The sequence below is a fragment of the Haploplasma modicum ATCC 29102 genome, from assembly GCF_000687835.1.
In the GTDB taxonomy this organism is placed as follows: domain Bacteria; phylum Bacillota_I; class Bacilli_A; order Acholeplasmatales; family Acholeplasmataceae; genus Haploplasma; species Haploplasma modicum.
This window is the reverse complement of the sequence record NZ_JHYB01000002.1, coordinates 398,725-412,981: the sequence shown is the minus strand read 5'-3', so window position 1 is coordinate 412,981 and position 14,257 is coordinate 398,725. Positions and strand designations below refer to the sequence as shown.

The window sequence follows — 14,257 nt, the reverse complement described above, 5'->3', positions numbered from 1 at the left end:
GAGGAGCTTTATGGAATTAGAACAAGGTAGACCACCTTTATCAAAAAAGGATCAACTAGTTAAAGACATTAAACTAAATAAGCATAACTATATTCTGTTAGCTCCGTTTTTTATATTGTTCTTTATTTTTACAGTTTTACCAGTATTCATGTCAATTGGAATAAGTTTCACTTATTTTAACTTACTTGAATCACCAAAGTTTATAGGTTTTGATAACTATATAAAACTATTTTTAAATGATGAAGTATTTATGATTTCTCTTAAAAATACTTTCATTTTAGCGATTGTAACAGGTCCGGTTGGTTATTTAGCAGCGTTTGTATTTGCATGGCTAATTAATGAATTAAAACCACTTGTTAGATCAATTCTTACTGTTATCTTTTATGTTCCATCAATATCAGGTAATGCATTTTTAATTTGGTTAGTTATTTTCTCGGGAGATATTCACGGATATGCTAATGCATTTTTAATGAATATGGGATTTATTGATGGACCAATTAGATGGTTACAAGAACCAAAATATATGATGATGGTTTTAATCATTGTTCAATTATGGTTAAGTCTAGGTGTTAGTTTCCTTGCCTTTATTGCAGGGCTACAAAACGTTGATCGCTCATTATATGAAGCAGGATCAATTGATGGTGTTAAAAATAGATGGCAAGAATTATGGTTTATTACACTACCAACAATGAAGCCACAACTATTGTTTGGTGCTGTTATGCAAATTACAACGAGCTTGGCAATAGCTGAAGTATCAATTCAGTTACTAGGGTTCCCATCGACGGGTTATGAAGGTCATACTATCGTAACTCACTTAATGGACTACGGTAATATTAGATTTGACTTAGGTTATGCCTCCGCTATAGCAACCATTTTATTCTTAATTATGATGGGGGCTAATATGCTTGTAAGAAATGTTTTAAGGAGAGTAGGTGAGTAAAATGATTAAATACTTCAAAGAAAAATATCAAGAATTTAAGTTTCGTAGAAAGTATAAGAGAAGAAAAAACTTAAACCGCTCTAAATGGGGAAGTGCTGGATTATTCATTGTTTTATTAATATTTGGAACATTCTCAGCATATCCGTTAATTATGACTGTATCTAATGCATTTAAACCACTAGATGAGTTATTCTTATTCCCACCAACTTTATTTCCTAAAAACCCAACACTTGATAACTTTAAAGATTTATCAAGTTTAATATCAGGATCATGGATTCCATTTTCAAGATATTTCTTTAATACAATAATAATTACATTTTTAGGAACTGCAGGACACGTATTAGTAGCTTCAATGGCAGCATATCCACTTTCAAAATATAAATTCCCTGGAAGTAAATTGCTATTTGCACTTGTTGTTTACTCATTAATGTTCGCTCCACAAGTAACGCAAATTCCAAACTATATTATTATTTCATCATTAGGGATGATTAATACATATTCAGCTGTTGTTTTACCAGCTATTGCAGGTAGTTTAGGGCTTTACTTAATGAAGCAGTTTATGGAACAAATTCCAATGGATTTAATTGAATCTGCAAAAATTGATGGTGCAAGCGAATATAGAATTTTCTTCCAAATCGTTATGCCACTTGTTAAACCAGCATGGTTAACATTAATTATTTTATTATTCCAAAGATTATGGACAACAGATGGTGGATCATTTATTTTCAATGAAGAGTTAAAACCACTCTCATATGCTCTTAGACAAATTGCTCAAGGTTCAATTGAAAGAAGTGGTACAATTGCAGCAGTATCATTTATTATGATGATAGTACCAATCGTATTCTTCGTAATTTCACAATCTAAGATTGTTGAAACAATGAGTCATTCAGGTATGAAATAAGAAAGAGGGTAAAATATATGAAAAAAAGAATAGTATTAATTTTATCGTTATTTTTATTAATACCAATGTTAATGGGAGCTAAGAACTATAATTATTCTTTCTACGGAGAGGTAATTAGTTCTACTCCAGGTATGACATTTCAGACATACTTTGACAGTAGAACTTTAGGTGTATCACTTGGTAGACCAGAAGATTTATTAGTTTATGAAAATAATGTATACATCATAGATTCACTAGAAAATAAATTAATAATTGTTAATGATAAATATGAATTAGTTACTACAAAATCTGAATTTCCTTATGCAGATGATTTTCTAGAAAGAAAAGATAAATTAGAAGTAAGTATTACAGATTTAGAAAAGAAAACTAAGATTTTAAGTAATAAGTTAAATACACCAAAGGGAATTGCAGTATCTGATGGATATTTATATATCGCAGATAGTAAAAACAATCGTGTATTAAAATTAAATGAAAATTTTGAAATTGTAAATATAATTTTCGAAGAAGGCGAACCTTACATCGAAGACTTAAATTTTGAGCCAAGTAAAATTACAGTTGATAGATCAGGACGCATTTATGTTGTTATCGATGGAGCTCACGAAGGGATTTTAGAACTTGATGCATCAGGTAAATTAAATCGTTTTGTTGGGACTAATACAATTGTATTAACTCCATTTGAGATTTTAAGAAGAAGTTTAATGTCAGAAGAACAAAAAAAGAATTTGGCTTTAGAACTTACAACATCTTATACAAATGTTAATATTAATGAAAAAGGTTTTATTTATGCAACAGCAAAACCAACTAAAAACAACTATAAGAAAATGATTCAATTAATTAATCCAAAGGGTGATGACGTTTTAAAGAGAAATGGTTATCATGAACCAATGGGGGATTTTAATTTTATTCCAACAATGAATAATGACACAAAAATTGTTGGTCCATCTAATTTAGTTGATGTTGCGTATACAAAAAACGGTATTTATACTGTATTAGATCAAAAAAGATCAAGAGTATTTACATACGATCAAGAAGGAAAATTATTATATATCAACGGTGAAAGTAGTGTTGGTACTGCAACACAAAATGATAAGTTAGAAACACCGGTAGCATTAGACTATTTAGGTGATAACTTACTTATTCTAGATGGTGATCAAAGAAGTAATAAAGTTATTGTATTATCACCAACAGAATTTGGTACATTAGTAAATAGTGCAATTGAACAACATAGCAATGGTAATTTTGAAGAAGCTTCATTAATATGGGCGGAAGTATTAAAATTAAATACTAACTATGAAATTGCATATAGTGGAATTGGTAAGAGTTTACTTAGACAAAAAAAATATAAAGAAGCAATGAAAAACTTTAGATTAGGTCATGACTCATATTACTATTCAAAAGCATTTAAGAGTTATCGAAATGAAATACTATCAAAATATTTTGGTCTTATTGTCTTTGGAATTGTTGCTTTAGTAGCAACACCAATAGTTGTTAAAAATAGACATAAATTCAAAAGAAAGGGAAATGTGAAATAATGAAAGTACTTAAAAACATTTACAATGATTACATAGCATTTCCAAAATATGTAATGCTTCATCCTTTTGATGGATTTGAAGATTTCAAACGAAATAAAAAGGGTAAATTATCAGTTGCATTAGTATTCATTTTTCTATTTATTATTTTTAGAATAATTAAATTTAGTTATGAATCACCAATTATAAATGATGTTAACCCACTTGATTTAAACTCAATTAAAGAAATTTTAACAGTTGTGATGATTGTTGGTTTATTTTCAGTTGCTAACTGGTCAGTAACGACAATTATGTCAGGTAAGGGTAACTATAAAGAAATTTTAATGGTAACAGGATATGCTTTATTTCCAATTGTAATAATTGGCATTCCTGCAGTTTTAATTTCTAATTTACTGACAATCGAAGAAATGGCAATTTACCAATTAATTATTGGTATGTCATATGTTGCAACTGGTTGGATTTTATTTATGGGTGTTTTAAATATTCATGAATATGGATTATTAAAGACAATTGGATCATTATTTTTAACAATCGTTGCAATGGCAGTAATGATTTTCTTTGCCTTATTATTCTTTAGTTTAATACAAGAAATATTCTATTTTATTAAAGTATTATGGCAAGAAATTAATTTAAGGTTATAGGAGGAAAATAAGATGACAGCGAAAAAAATTACTATAATTAGCATTATTGTTTCACTACTTATAATCACTGCAGCATATATATTTTCATTTCCAATGAAAAAAGCTACTGTCAATAATGAAAATTTAATTGAATTTAACGAAGAAAATTTTGTTGATGTTCAAAAAGTGGAAATTAATAACAATGGTGAAAGAGTTTATACAGATGTATTAACCGATACAAATAAAAAAGTTGCTGAAAATCAAAATTTAATTTTATATTTAGATGAAACAACTTCACATTTTGTTTTAGAAAATAAATTAACTGGAAAAAAATGGTTATCAAATCCAAGTGATCCAACAAACGATAGCCAAAAGTCAACTATGACAATCAATTATCTTGAAAGACAAGGCTCACTAAATACAGTTAAGTCAATGAACAACTACAAACTAAGTATTAACCATGAGGCAACAATTGACTATGATCAAGATGGTAGAAAAACATTTTCAATTAACTATATTGATTCGGGTTTCCAAGTTTTATATAAAATGAAAAGCTTAGAACTTAATTATTTAAGTATTCCGAGATTTTTATCAGCTGAAGTTTATGATATTGTTTTAGCAGAACTTGTTAGAAGACTCGATGAAAATCCTGAGTCAATGTTAGATTTAATCTTTAAAAATATTTATACTAAAGATACTAATGATGAAAGTAAGAGACAAATTATTCAAAGTAAATATGAAAATATGTCTTCAAGTGAATTATCAGCATTGTATGAAATATTTTATCCAATCGATGAAGAAAATAAAATTGAAGTTTTAGGTGATTACTCAATTGAAAGAGTAGAAGAAGAAAATCAACAAAATGGATATTTTACAAGCTTTACTGAATTCTTTATTGAAGTTGCAATTCAAGTTAAGTTAACTGACAATGGTGTTGAAACATCAATTATTAAAGATTCAATTAAAGAATCAGCAAACCATAAAATTAATGAAATATCATTATATCCAATGTTTGGTGCTGAAAATAGAGATCTAGCAAATTTAAACCGCGGATATTTAGTAGTTCCTGATGGAAGTGGTGCAGTAATTAACTTTGATAATGGTAAGGGTGGAGAAACTAATGCTTATAAAAGACGTATTTATGGTCAAGATTTAGCATTATTACCAAGCCAAAAGGTGGAAAGAGAAAACTTAATTTTCCCATTATTTGGTTTAGTAACTGGTGATACTGGCTTTGCTGCAGTTATTACAGAAGGTGAAGCAATGGCATATATTAATGCTAATGTTAGTTCAACTCAAACACCATATAATACAATTGGAGCATCATTTGCATTAAGAGAAATTGAAACAATTACAATTGGTAGTTCAATTTCAGCATATACGGTTATTTTAGCGACAAATGAAATAGTAAATACTGATTTTACAGTAAAATACTACTTATTAGATAACACGTCAAATAGCTATTCAGGTATTGCTTCAATGTATCAAAAATATTTAATAGAAGATTATGGATTAGAGATTAAAGATAATACAACTAATCCAAAACTAACATTAGAGTTACTAGGTGCATTTGATCGTAAGAAATTTGCTTTAGGTATTCCATATACAAATCAAGAATCACTAACAACATTTAAACAAGCAAATATTATTGTTAATGATTTTATTGAAAAAAATATTAATGATATAAACATTTTATATAATGGTGCAATTAATGGTGGGTTATCACAAAATATTGCTAATAAAAGTAAAATTGAAAAAGTTTTAGGCGGGAAAAAAGAGTTTACAAAACTTGAAAAAACACTAGGCGAAAAAGGAATTGACATTTTTGTTACAACTAAAATAGCTGGTGTTCCAAATTATACTAGACCATTTGATCAATATAGATATACTTCAAGAAGATTGTCTGGTGATAATGCAACAATTATTGATTATAATCAAGCAACTAACGTTAGAAATGAAGGAAGATCAGACTACACATTGAACCCACGTTATTATGATACTTTATATAAGAAATTCAATAAGAAAAATGTATTACAAAATTTAAGTTTTGAGTATATTGGTAGTGAACTAGCAGGTAGTTATGCTAAAAAAGATGTAATTTATAAACAAGATGCACTATTATTACAAAAGCAAATGCTTGAAAATGTCGATAAAAAACTAATGGGAAGTGAACCATTAGGATTTGCAATTAAATACATGGATTACATCACAGATTTAACAACAAAAACAACAAATTATACTATTGTTGACTATGAAATACCGTTAATCCAATTAGTTTTAAGTGGCTTAATTGATTATACAACTCAAAGTATTAACTTAACTGCAAGTAGAAGTATAGACTATCAATTTATGAAGGCACTTGAAACAGGTTCAAACTTGAAGTATACATTAAGTTATGAAAGTTCAGAAATACTATTAAATACTCAGTACAATGATTATTTATCAACATATTATAAAGATTGGGAAGAAACAATTAATACTCACTATCAAAAAATGTTAGCAACAAATATTCATAGTGGTAAATTAATTAATCATCAAAGATTAGCAAATAACGTAAATAAATCAGTCTTTAGTAATGGTGTAGAAATAGTATTTAATTATAATCCATATCCAGTAACAATTAACGGTAAGACAATTGATGGATTAGATTATTTTGTAGGAGTGATATAAGATGGAAGTAGCAAAAAAGAAACCATTATTTGGTAAAAATATGACTTATCAAAATCAAAAGAAACTTTGGGCAGCAATTTTTCTACTACCATGGATATTTGGTCTTGTCCTTCTTTTCCTTTATCCATTAATTGAGTCATTAATTTATAGTTTCAGTAATATTCAAATTACTGAAAATGGTATGTTAGTTACTTCTAATGGATTTAATAACTATTTAGAAATATTTAATACCCATACTTTAAACAATACATTCTTTAAGGTAGAATTGATTACAACTTTATCCGATGTTTTAATTAATTTACCAGTTATTGCAATATTTAGTTTAATTATGGCAACAATATTAAATACAGAGTTTAAAGGAAGAGCGATTGCTCGTGCAATTTTCTTTATTCCAGTTATTTTAAACTCAGCAACAGTATTAGAAGCAATGAGCGGATTAAGCTTACCAGGAGCAGAAGCTGAAACTTCATTAATAAATCTTGAATTTTATTTATTGAATGCTGGTTTAAGTGAAGGATCAATTAATCTTTTAGTAGGATTAGTAAATAAAATGACTTCAATTGTTACTTTGTCAGGTATTCCAATCTTGTTATTCTTAGCAAGTATCCAATCAATTCCTTCACATTTATATGAAGCAGCTAAAGTTGAAGGTGCAACAGCTTATGAAATGTTCTGGTTAATTACCTTCCCAAACGTAACACCACATATTTTAACAGTATTAATATATGTACTTGTTGACTCATTCTTATCGTCATCAATAACAAATTATATTCAGTTAACAATTAATGGTAGGGGACAAAATTACATTGGATTATCAGCAGCTATGTCATGGATATATACATTATTAGTATTATTTATTATCTTTATTGTGGGAATGCTCGCTAAAGTACTTAAATGGGGGGAATCACATTATGCAAACTAATTTAATTTCAAAAATCAAAGATATAAAAAATAACTTTGTTGCAGATATGAAAGATTCTAATAAAAATATCCGAAGAAAAAATAAACTAAAGAAATTTTTAGTCTCATTTTTTAGAACTTTCCTAATTATTGGATTATCATTTATCATTTTATTTCCAATAATTCAACAAGCAATATGGGGCTTCCATGATCCAAGTCAAGTTAATAACCCTGCAGTTATATATATACCTGAAAAATGGTCACTCTTAAACTTCAAGGTAGCATCAATTGCTCTTGATTATGGTAAAGCTTTATTTAATACATTTAGAATTAGTTTAATTACAATGTTAATTCAAATCTTTATTACGGCGATTGCTGGATATGCATTTGCAAGATTAAAATTTAAATGGAATAAAATATTATTTGTGTTTGTAGTTATTACAATCGTTATACCACCAAATGCCCTAATGATGTCAAGAAGAAATTACTTTACAAACATTGGGCTTACAGGTAATGAGCTAGCATTATACGTTTTAGCATTTTTTGGAATGGGTATTAGATCTGGTATCTTTATCTACATCTTTAAAAGTTTCTTTGAAGGATTACCAAAAGAGTTAGAAGAATCAGCAATGATCGATGGTGCTGGAGTATTTAGAACATTTTGGAACATTATGTTACCAAATGCTAAAGGGGCAATAATTACAGTTGGATTATTCGCATTTGTATGGCAATGGAACGATTCATATTATACAAACATGTTACAAGTTGGATCTAATATGCCATTACTAAGTACCGGTTTAGCCAATTTTATAGAAAACGTTAGAGGTTTATTATTAAAACCTGAAATGGTTCAATTAATGGGTTCGGATTATTCTAAGATTGTTGAATATCATACAATTGTATTAAACGTTGCAGCATTACTTGCAATGTTACCATTACTTGTTATGTACTTATTTGTTCAAAAGAATTTTGTTGAATCAATTGAAAGAACAGGTATCGTAGGATAACTTATAAAGGAGAAGGAAATGAAAAAAGAGAAAAAATTATTAAAAATAATTAACGTAGCTTCAGACTGGATAATAAAAATAATAATGATTAACCTCTTAATCATTTCCACCTCTTTATTAATAGTTACATTTGTCCATTCACTTCAAGCTGGATATAAGCTTTTGAAGGACTATGTAAATAAAGATGAAGTAAAGTTAATTAGAACATACTTTAAGTATTTTAAGGAAAATTTCTTAAATAAAATATTCTTATCATTAATTGCACTATCAACAATTGTATTAATTGTCATAAGCAATATTTATTATCAAAATACAATAAAAGAAGCACCAACATTAATCGCATATCTTGGTTTTATTACAACTTTGATTGTTGGATTTGTAATAATCATAAGTACTTTATATGTACCAGTTGTTTTAACTTCTATCGAAAATATTACAGTAGAAGAAACAGTTAAAATATCATTTTTCTTAAGTATTAAATATATTTTTAGAAGTATTGCAATGGTTATTATCTTCTTAATACCAGGATTATTAATGATGTCATCACTGACAATGTTGTTACTTGTTTTTTGTGGAATTTCCTTACCACTATTATCAGTCGTTATTCTTGCTGAAAAACCAGCGAATTATTTACTACTATCAAAGGAGCATAAAGATGAAATTAGGGATTGAATTAGTTAAAAATTTTAAAGATATTTTTAAAGACAAGAAAGTGGGATTAATTACAAATCACACTGGACTTGATCAAAACTTTAAAAGTAGTATTGATATCTTAAACGAGGTTACAGACTTAAGGGCACTTTACGCTCCTGAACATGGTATTAGAGGCGACATTCAAGCTGGTCAAAAACTTGACACATATATTGATGAAAAGACCGGACTAACAGTATTTTCATTATATGGTGCAACAAAAAAGCCAACTTGCGAGATGTTAAAAGATATAGATGTTTTATGTTTTGATATTCAAGATGTAGGAGCAAGATATTACACATATATATATACAATGGCATATTCAATGATTGCTGCAAAGGAAAATAATAAAGAATTTGTAGTATTTGATAGACCTAATCCATTAGGTGGAAAGAAAATTGAAGGTAATATGCTAGATCTTGAATATCGTTCATTTATTGGTTATTATCCAATGTTACAAAGACATGGATTAACTATTGGTGAATTAGCTAAAATGTTCAATGAAGAATATGGAATTGGTGTTAAACTTCACGTTGTAAAGATGGAAGGATGGAGAAGAGATCAAGAGTTTGATGATTTAGACTTAAGCTATGTTTTACCATCACCAAATCTTCCAACTGTAGATAGTGTATATAATTACTTAGCTACATGTATATTTGAAGGAACTAATCTTTCAGAGGGAAGAGGAACAACTAAACCATTTTCGTTTATTGGAGCACCATGGTTAAAAAACACACTAATAATAGAAGAACTTAGAAAACTAGACATTAAGGGAGTAGCTTTTAGAGAAGTTTACTTTACACCAACATTTTCTAAACATAAAGATGTTTTATGTAAGGGAATTGAACTATTAATTAAAGATAAAGCGGCTTATGAACCGGTTATATTAAGTATGATTTTATTAAAACTTGTTAGAAAGCATCATGAAGAGTTTGATTTTATAAAACCATATACCCCAAACGGACATCCCTTTATAAATTTACTGGTGGGAGATAATTTCATAAAAGAAGATAGTTTAAATATTTTAGAAATTAAAGAAAAATTTAATAAAGATCAAAAAATATTTAAAGCAATAAAGGAGAAGTATGAATTATATGATTAATTATGATTTAACTAAAATGTCAATTAAAGATAAAATTGGACAGCTTACAATGTTTGGCTTTGATGGCCTTGAAGTAAATGATGATGTAATTAAGTTAATTAAAGAATATCGTTGTGGGAATATTATATTATTTGCTAGAAATATTAAAAGTCCAGAACAGTTATTTAACCTAAATAAAAACTTACAAAAACTAGCACTTAAAGAATTAGGTTTTCCACTATTTATAAGTATCGACCAAGAAGGTGGAATGGTAACAAGAATTTTTAATGGCTCAACATATTTTCCGGGAGCAATGACTACATCAGCAACTAATAACCCAAATAATGCCTATAAATTAGGAAAAATGATGGGGAAAGAATTACATACGCTTGGTGTTAATATGAACTTAGCACCTGTAATGGATGTTAATAATAACCCTCATAACCCAGTTATTGGTGTTAGAAGTTATTCTGATAAGCCAGAGGTTGTTGCAGATTATAGCTGGGAATTTTCAAGAGGAATGCAAGAAGAAAATGTATTTGCAACCGCAAAACACTTTCCAGGACATGGAGATACAAACGTTGACTCACATTTAGGACTTCCAGTAATTAATCATTCACTAGAAGAATTAGAAAAATTAGAATTCATTCCTTTTAAAAATGCAATTAATAAAGGGATTAAAGCAATAATGAGTAGCCATATTAATTTTCCTAAATTAACAAATGATGAAAGACCTGCAACATTATGTAGTGAAATTATGACAGATTTAGTTCGAAAAGATATGGGCTTTGAAGGATTAATTGTCTCTGATGGTATGGGAATGAAAGGTGTAGTTGATCGATACTCAACAGAAGAAGCATGCTTCCTAGCAATTAAAGCAGGAATTAACTTAGTTTGTGTTTGTCATCCTTATGAACCTAGATTTGAAACATACGAAACATTATATGAGGCAGTTAAAACTAATAGATTAACAGTAGAAGAATTAGATGAAAGAGTTAAGCGTGTTTTAGAAGCTAAAAAAGAACTTGTTTTAAATGACCTAAATCTAAATTTTGAAGATGTTAAACACTTAGTCGTAAATAAAGAACACAGCAATTTCGCATATCAAGTAGTAGAAGATGCAGTAACTTTAGTTAAAGGTAATCCAATTAAACTAAATAAAAAAGCATTATTTATTGGAATGTTACCAATGGCACTAACAATTGCAGATGATACAGATGGAGATAGCAGATTAATTAAAGGATTTAAAGAACTAGAAAACTTAGATGTTAATATTATTGATGTTAATCCAACTAATGAACAAATCTTAGAAATGGTTAATAAATCAAAAAATTATGAACAAGTAATTTTTACAACTTATAATGGTAATACTAATAAAAATCAAATTAGACTAATTGATGAATTAGCTAAAATTGATAATGATTTACACGTAATATCACTTAGAAATCCATATGATCTATTTTATACAAAAAATATTAAAAATTATGTTTGTTTATATGAATATACTCCTAACTCAGTTAAAGCTCTAGTTAGGTATTTAAAAGGGGATATAGTACCGAAAGGTATTATACCGGTAATCTATGAGTAGTTATATAATCGGAGTCGATGGTGGGGGAACAAAAACCGTTGCTGTTTTATGGGACTACAATGGTAATGAAATAAAACGATTTGTATCTGGATTTGCAAATTTTAGTATTAGTAAAGAAGAAACAATCAAAAATATTGAGGATGCAATTAGTAATGTAAAAGGAAACCATGAAATTAGTTATATTGTTTTAGGTATTGCTGGAAGAATTAACAATAATTTAAGGTTGGAGGTTGAAAAACATTTAAACAAAATGTTTAATACAACAACAAAACTAATAACAGACGGATATTTAGCACTTAATTCTGTTGGTTATGACTTAGATGCAACTATGATTATAATTGGTGGAACAGGCAGTGTTGTTTATGCAAAAAACAAAGAAGAGATAGTAAGTATTGGTGGATTTGGTCATATACTAGGGGACGAAGGCTCAGCATATCACTTAGTTTTAGAAGCTTTTAGATATATGATCAATGATATTCAATCAAATTTAAAAGTATCAAACTTTACTAAAGAAATGTTTGAAGCTTTAAATATTAAAGAAATTGATGAAGTGAAAGACTTTATTTATTCAAAGAGCAAAGATGTTGCTGCAAGCAAAGCAATATTTGTTTCTAATTTAGCAAAAGAAGGTAATGAAGTTGCGATAAAACTTTTAACTACTGAAGGAGAAAGTTTAGGACTACAAGCAGTTTTAGCACTAAAAAAATTAGGAATAAATGAAGTAACAATTGAACTAAAGGGAAGTTTCTTGCTTAATGCACCTTATGTTAAGGAAAATTTCTTAGAAGTACTAAAAAACAATAAAATTAAATTTAATATTAGCGAAAATAATAATGAACCAGTAATTGGCGCATTTAATTTAGCTAAAAAAATTATTCAAAAAGAAAGGAAGCTTAATTTTTAAGCGGTAAAATACCATGGTAGATATTAGTAAAATAACAACAGAAGGAAGAAATGATCTAACTAAGAATATTGATTTATTATCAACAAGTGAGATGATCAGATTAATTAATTCCGAAGATAAAAAAGTTGCATATGCTGTTGAAGAAGCACTAGGACAAATCGAGTTAGTTGTTGATGAGGTAACTAAAGTATTTGAAAAAGGTGGGAGACTAGTTTACATTGGTGCAGGAACAAGTGGTAGACTTGGTGTTTTAGATGCAAGTGAATGTCCACCAACATTTGGTGTACCAGATGATATGGTAGTTGGGATCATAGCGGGTGGAGATACAGCACTTAGAACAGCAGCTGAAAATGTAGAAGATAGTGAAGAAGAAGCTGTTAAAGATTTAAAGAATATTAACTTCAATGAAAATGACATTGTTATTGGTCTTGCAGCAAGTGGAAGAACTCCATATGTAATAGGTGCACTTAAATACGGAAATAGTATTGGTGCAGTTACCTCATGTATTACAACAAGTGCAAATTCACCAATTGCTAAACTTGCAAAATATCCAATTGAAGCAATTACAGGACCAGAAACATTAACAGGTTCAACTAGAATGAAATCAGGAACTGCACAAAAAATGATTGCGAATATGATAACAACAAGTTCGATGATTAAAATTGGTAAAGTTTACGAAAACCTTATGGTTGACGTTAGAATGTCAAACGAAAAATTAATTTCAAGAGGACAAAGAATTATTATGGATGTTACTGGTGTAGATAAAGAAGAAGCTAAGAAATATCTAGATAAGTTTAAAGCTGTTAAAATTGCAATTTTTGCAATTATCTCAGGAATAGATGAAGAAGCAAAAATAAAAGAATTATTATCAAAGAGCAACGGTAACATAAGAAAAGCACTTAAAAGCGTGAAATAGGAGAATAAAATGGCTGATTTAATTGTTAACTTATATGAAAAAGAAAGTTTTTTAAATGATAATGGTGTTAAATTAAAAGACGATAATATTAAGATTAAAAGAGTATTATCTCCAAATTCGGATAGATTAGTTGAATTTGTACAAACACATTTTAGTATTGGTTGGACAAGTGAAGTTAAAGCTGGAGTTTATAAGGAAAATCCAACATGTTTTGTAGCAACAGATAATGGAAATATTGTAGGTTTTGCATGTTATGATGCAACTGCAAAAGGATATTTTGGACCAACAGGAGTTGATCCAAATTACCGTGGTAAAAATATTGGTCAAGTTTTATTACTAACAACTCTTGATGCCCTAAAAAATGCGGGTTATGGTTATGCAGTAATTGGTGGAGTTAATGACAAAGTAGCAGGTTTTTATGCTAGATATGTCAATTTTATGAAATTTGAAACTAAACCAGATTTATACTCAAGGTTAATTAATCGATAATAGCGAGATTACCTTTTTTAAG

General features: G+C 28.5%; 13 protein-coding genes. All 13 read left to right on the top strand.

From position 1 onward, the window contains the following. The first annotated feature begins 10 nt into the window (after positions 1–10). The 13 genes from T352_RS0102080 to T352_RS0102020 are packed head-to-tail and all read left to right on the top strand — an operon-like array spanning position 11 to position 14,235. Positions 11–940 carry a carbohydrate ABC transporter permease gene (locus tag T352_RS0102080; RefSeq protein WP_026391559.1) on the top strand — a complete coding sequence of 310 codons (930 nt, stop codon included), beginning with the start codon at positions 11–13 and terminating at the stop codon, positions 938–940. Between the two features lies 1 nt (position 941). Beyond that, a complete protein-coding gene (locus tag T352_RS0102075) occupies positions 942–1,841 on the top strand; it encodes a carbohydrate ABC transporter permease (protein ID WP_051615747.1) in 900 nt (299 codons plus the stop codon). 17 nt (positions 1,842–1,858) lie between these two features. After that, a complete protein-coding gene (locus tag T352_RS06165) occupies positions 1,859–3,373 on the top strand; it encodes an NHL repeat-containing protein (RefSeq protein WP_026391557.1) in 1,515 nt (504 codons plus the stop codon). Beyond that, positions 3,373–4,011, top strand: a complete 639-nt coding sequence (locus tag T352_RS0102065) for a YIP1 family protein (RefSeq protein WP_026391556.1) — start codon at positions 3,373–3,375, stop codon at positions 4,009–4,011. Before T352_RS06165 ends, T352_RS0102065 begins: the two co-directional genes overlap by 1 nt. 12 nt (positions 4,012–4,023) lie before the next feature. Next, a complete protein-coding gene (locus T352_RS0102060) occupies positions 4,024–6,660 on the top strand; it encodes a DUF5696 domain-containing protein (protein WP_026391555.1) in 2,637 nt (878 codons plus the stop codon). A gap of 1 nt (position 6,661) precedes the next feature. Beyond that, positions 6,662–7,582 (top strand): carbohydrate ABC transporter permease, encoded by a 921-nt coding sequence (locus tag T352_RS0102055; protein ID WP_026391554.1) that lies wholly within the window; start codon positions 6,662–6,664, stop codon positions 7,580–7,582. After that, positions 7,572–8,567 carry a carbohydrate ABC transporter permease gene (locus tag T352_RS0102050; protein WP_051615744.1) on the top strand — a complete coding sequence of 332 codons (996 nt, stop codon included), beginning with the start codon at positions 7,572–7,574 and terminating at the stop codon, positions 8,565–8,567. The genes T352_RS0102055 and T352_RS0102050 overlap by 11 nt, the downstream gene beginning before the upstream one ends. A gap of 18 nt (positions 8,568–8,585) precedes the next feature. Continuing rightward, a complete protein-coding gene (locus T352_RS0102045) occupies positions 8,586–9,239 on the top strand; it encodes a DUF624 domain-containing protein (protein ID WP_162151104.1) in 654 nt (217 codons plus the stop codon). Further along, entirely contained in the window at positions 9,223–10,359 is a 1,137-nt protein-coding gene (locus tag T352_RS0102040; RefSeq protein WP_035344778.1) for an exo-beta-N-acetylmuramidase NamZ family protein, read from the top strand. Before T352_RS0102045 ends, T352_RS0102040 begins: the two co-directional genes overlap by 17 nt. Then, positions 10,343–11,926 (top strand): beta-N-acetylhexosaminidase, encoded by a 1,584-nt coding sequence (gene nagZ, locus T352_RS0102035; RefSeq protein WP_232361951.1) that lies wholly within the window; start codon positions 10,343–10,345, stop codon positions 11,924–11,926. The genes T352_RS0102040 and nagZ overlap by 17 nt, the downstream gene beginning before the upstream one ends. Then, complete coding sequence (locus tag T352_RS0102030) at positions 11,919–12,830, top strand: BadF/BadG/BcrA/BcrD ATPase family protein (protein ID WP_026391549.1); 912 nt, start codon at positions 11,919–11,921, stop codon at positions 12,828–12,830. The genes nagZ and T352_RS0102030 overlap by 8 nt, the downstream gene beginning before the upstream one ends. A 13-nt stretch (positions 12,831–12,843) precedes the next feature. After that, positions 12,844–13,746, top strand: coding sequence for an N-acetylmuramic acid 6-phosphate etherase (gene murQ, locus T352_RS0102025; RefSeq protein ID WP_026391548.1), 903 nt, complete (start codon positions 12,844–12,846; stop codon positions 13,744–13,746). Between the two features lie 9 nt (positions 13,747–13,755). After that, positions 13,756–14,235, top strand: a complete 480-nt coding sequence (locus T352_RS0102020) for a GNAT family N-acetyltransferase (RefSeq protein WP_026391547.1) — start codon at positions 13,756–13,758, stop codon at positions 14,233–14,235. The last annotated feature ends 22 nt before the right edge of the window (positions 14,236–14,257 follow it).

Bases quoted from the DNA above. Each gene is read 5' to 3' on its own strand.
- T352_RS0102080 (WP_026391559.1), top strand. From the start codon at position 11: ATGGAATTAGAACAAGGTAGACCACCTTTATCAAAAAAGGATCAACTA.
- T352_RS0102075 (WP_051615747.1), top strand. From the start codon at position 942: ATGATTAAATACTTCAAAGAAAAATATCAAGAATTTAAGTTTCGTAGA.
- T352_RS06165 (WP_026391557.1), top strand. From the start codon at position 1,859: ATGAAAAAAAGAATAGTATTAATTTTATCGTTATTTTTATTAATACCA.
- T352_RS0102065 (WP_026391556.1), top strand. From the start codon at position 3,373: ATGAAAGTACTTAAAAACATTTACAATGATTACATAGCATTTCCAAAA.
- T352_RS0102060 (WP_026391555.1), top strand. From the start codon at position 4,024: ATGACAGCGAAAAAAATTACTATAATTAGCATTATTGTTTCACTACTT.
- T352_RS0102055 (WP_026391554.1), top strand. From the start codon at position 6,662: ATGGAAGTAGCAAAAAAGAAACCATTATTTGGTAAAAATATGACTTAT.
- T352_RS0102050 (WP_051615744.1), top strand. From the start codon at position 7,572: ATGCAAACTAATTTAATTTCAAAAATCAAAGATATAAAAAATAACTTT.
- T352_RS0102045 (WP_162151104.1), top strand. From the start codon at position 8,586: ATGAAAAAAGAGAAAAAATTATTAAAAATAATTAACGTAGCTTCAGAC.
- T352_RS0102040 (WP_035344778.1), top strand. From the start codon at position 9,223: ATGAAATTAGGGATTGAATTAGTTAAAAATTTTAAAGATATTTTTAAA.
- nagZ (WP_232361951.1), top strand. From the start codon at position 10,343: ATGAATTATATGATTAATTATGATTTAACTAAAATGTCAATTAAAGAT.
- T352_RS0102030 (WP_026391549.1), top strand. From the start codon at position 11,919: ATGAGTAGTTATATAATCGGAGTCGATGGTGGGGGAACAAAAACCGTT.
- murQ (WP_026391548.1), top strand. From the start codon at position 12,844: ATGGTAGATATTAGTAAAATAACAACAGAAGGAAGAAATGATCTAACT.
- T352_RS0102020 (WP_026391547.1), top strand. From the start codon at position 13,756: ATGGCTGATTTAATTGTTAACTTATATGAAAAAGAAAGTTTTTTAAAT.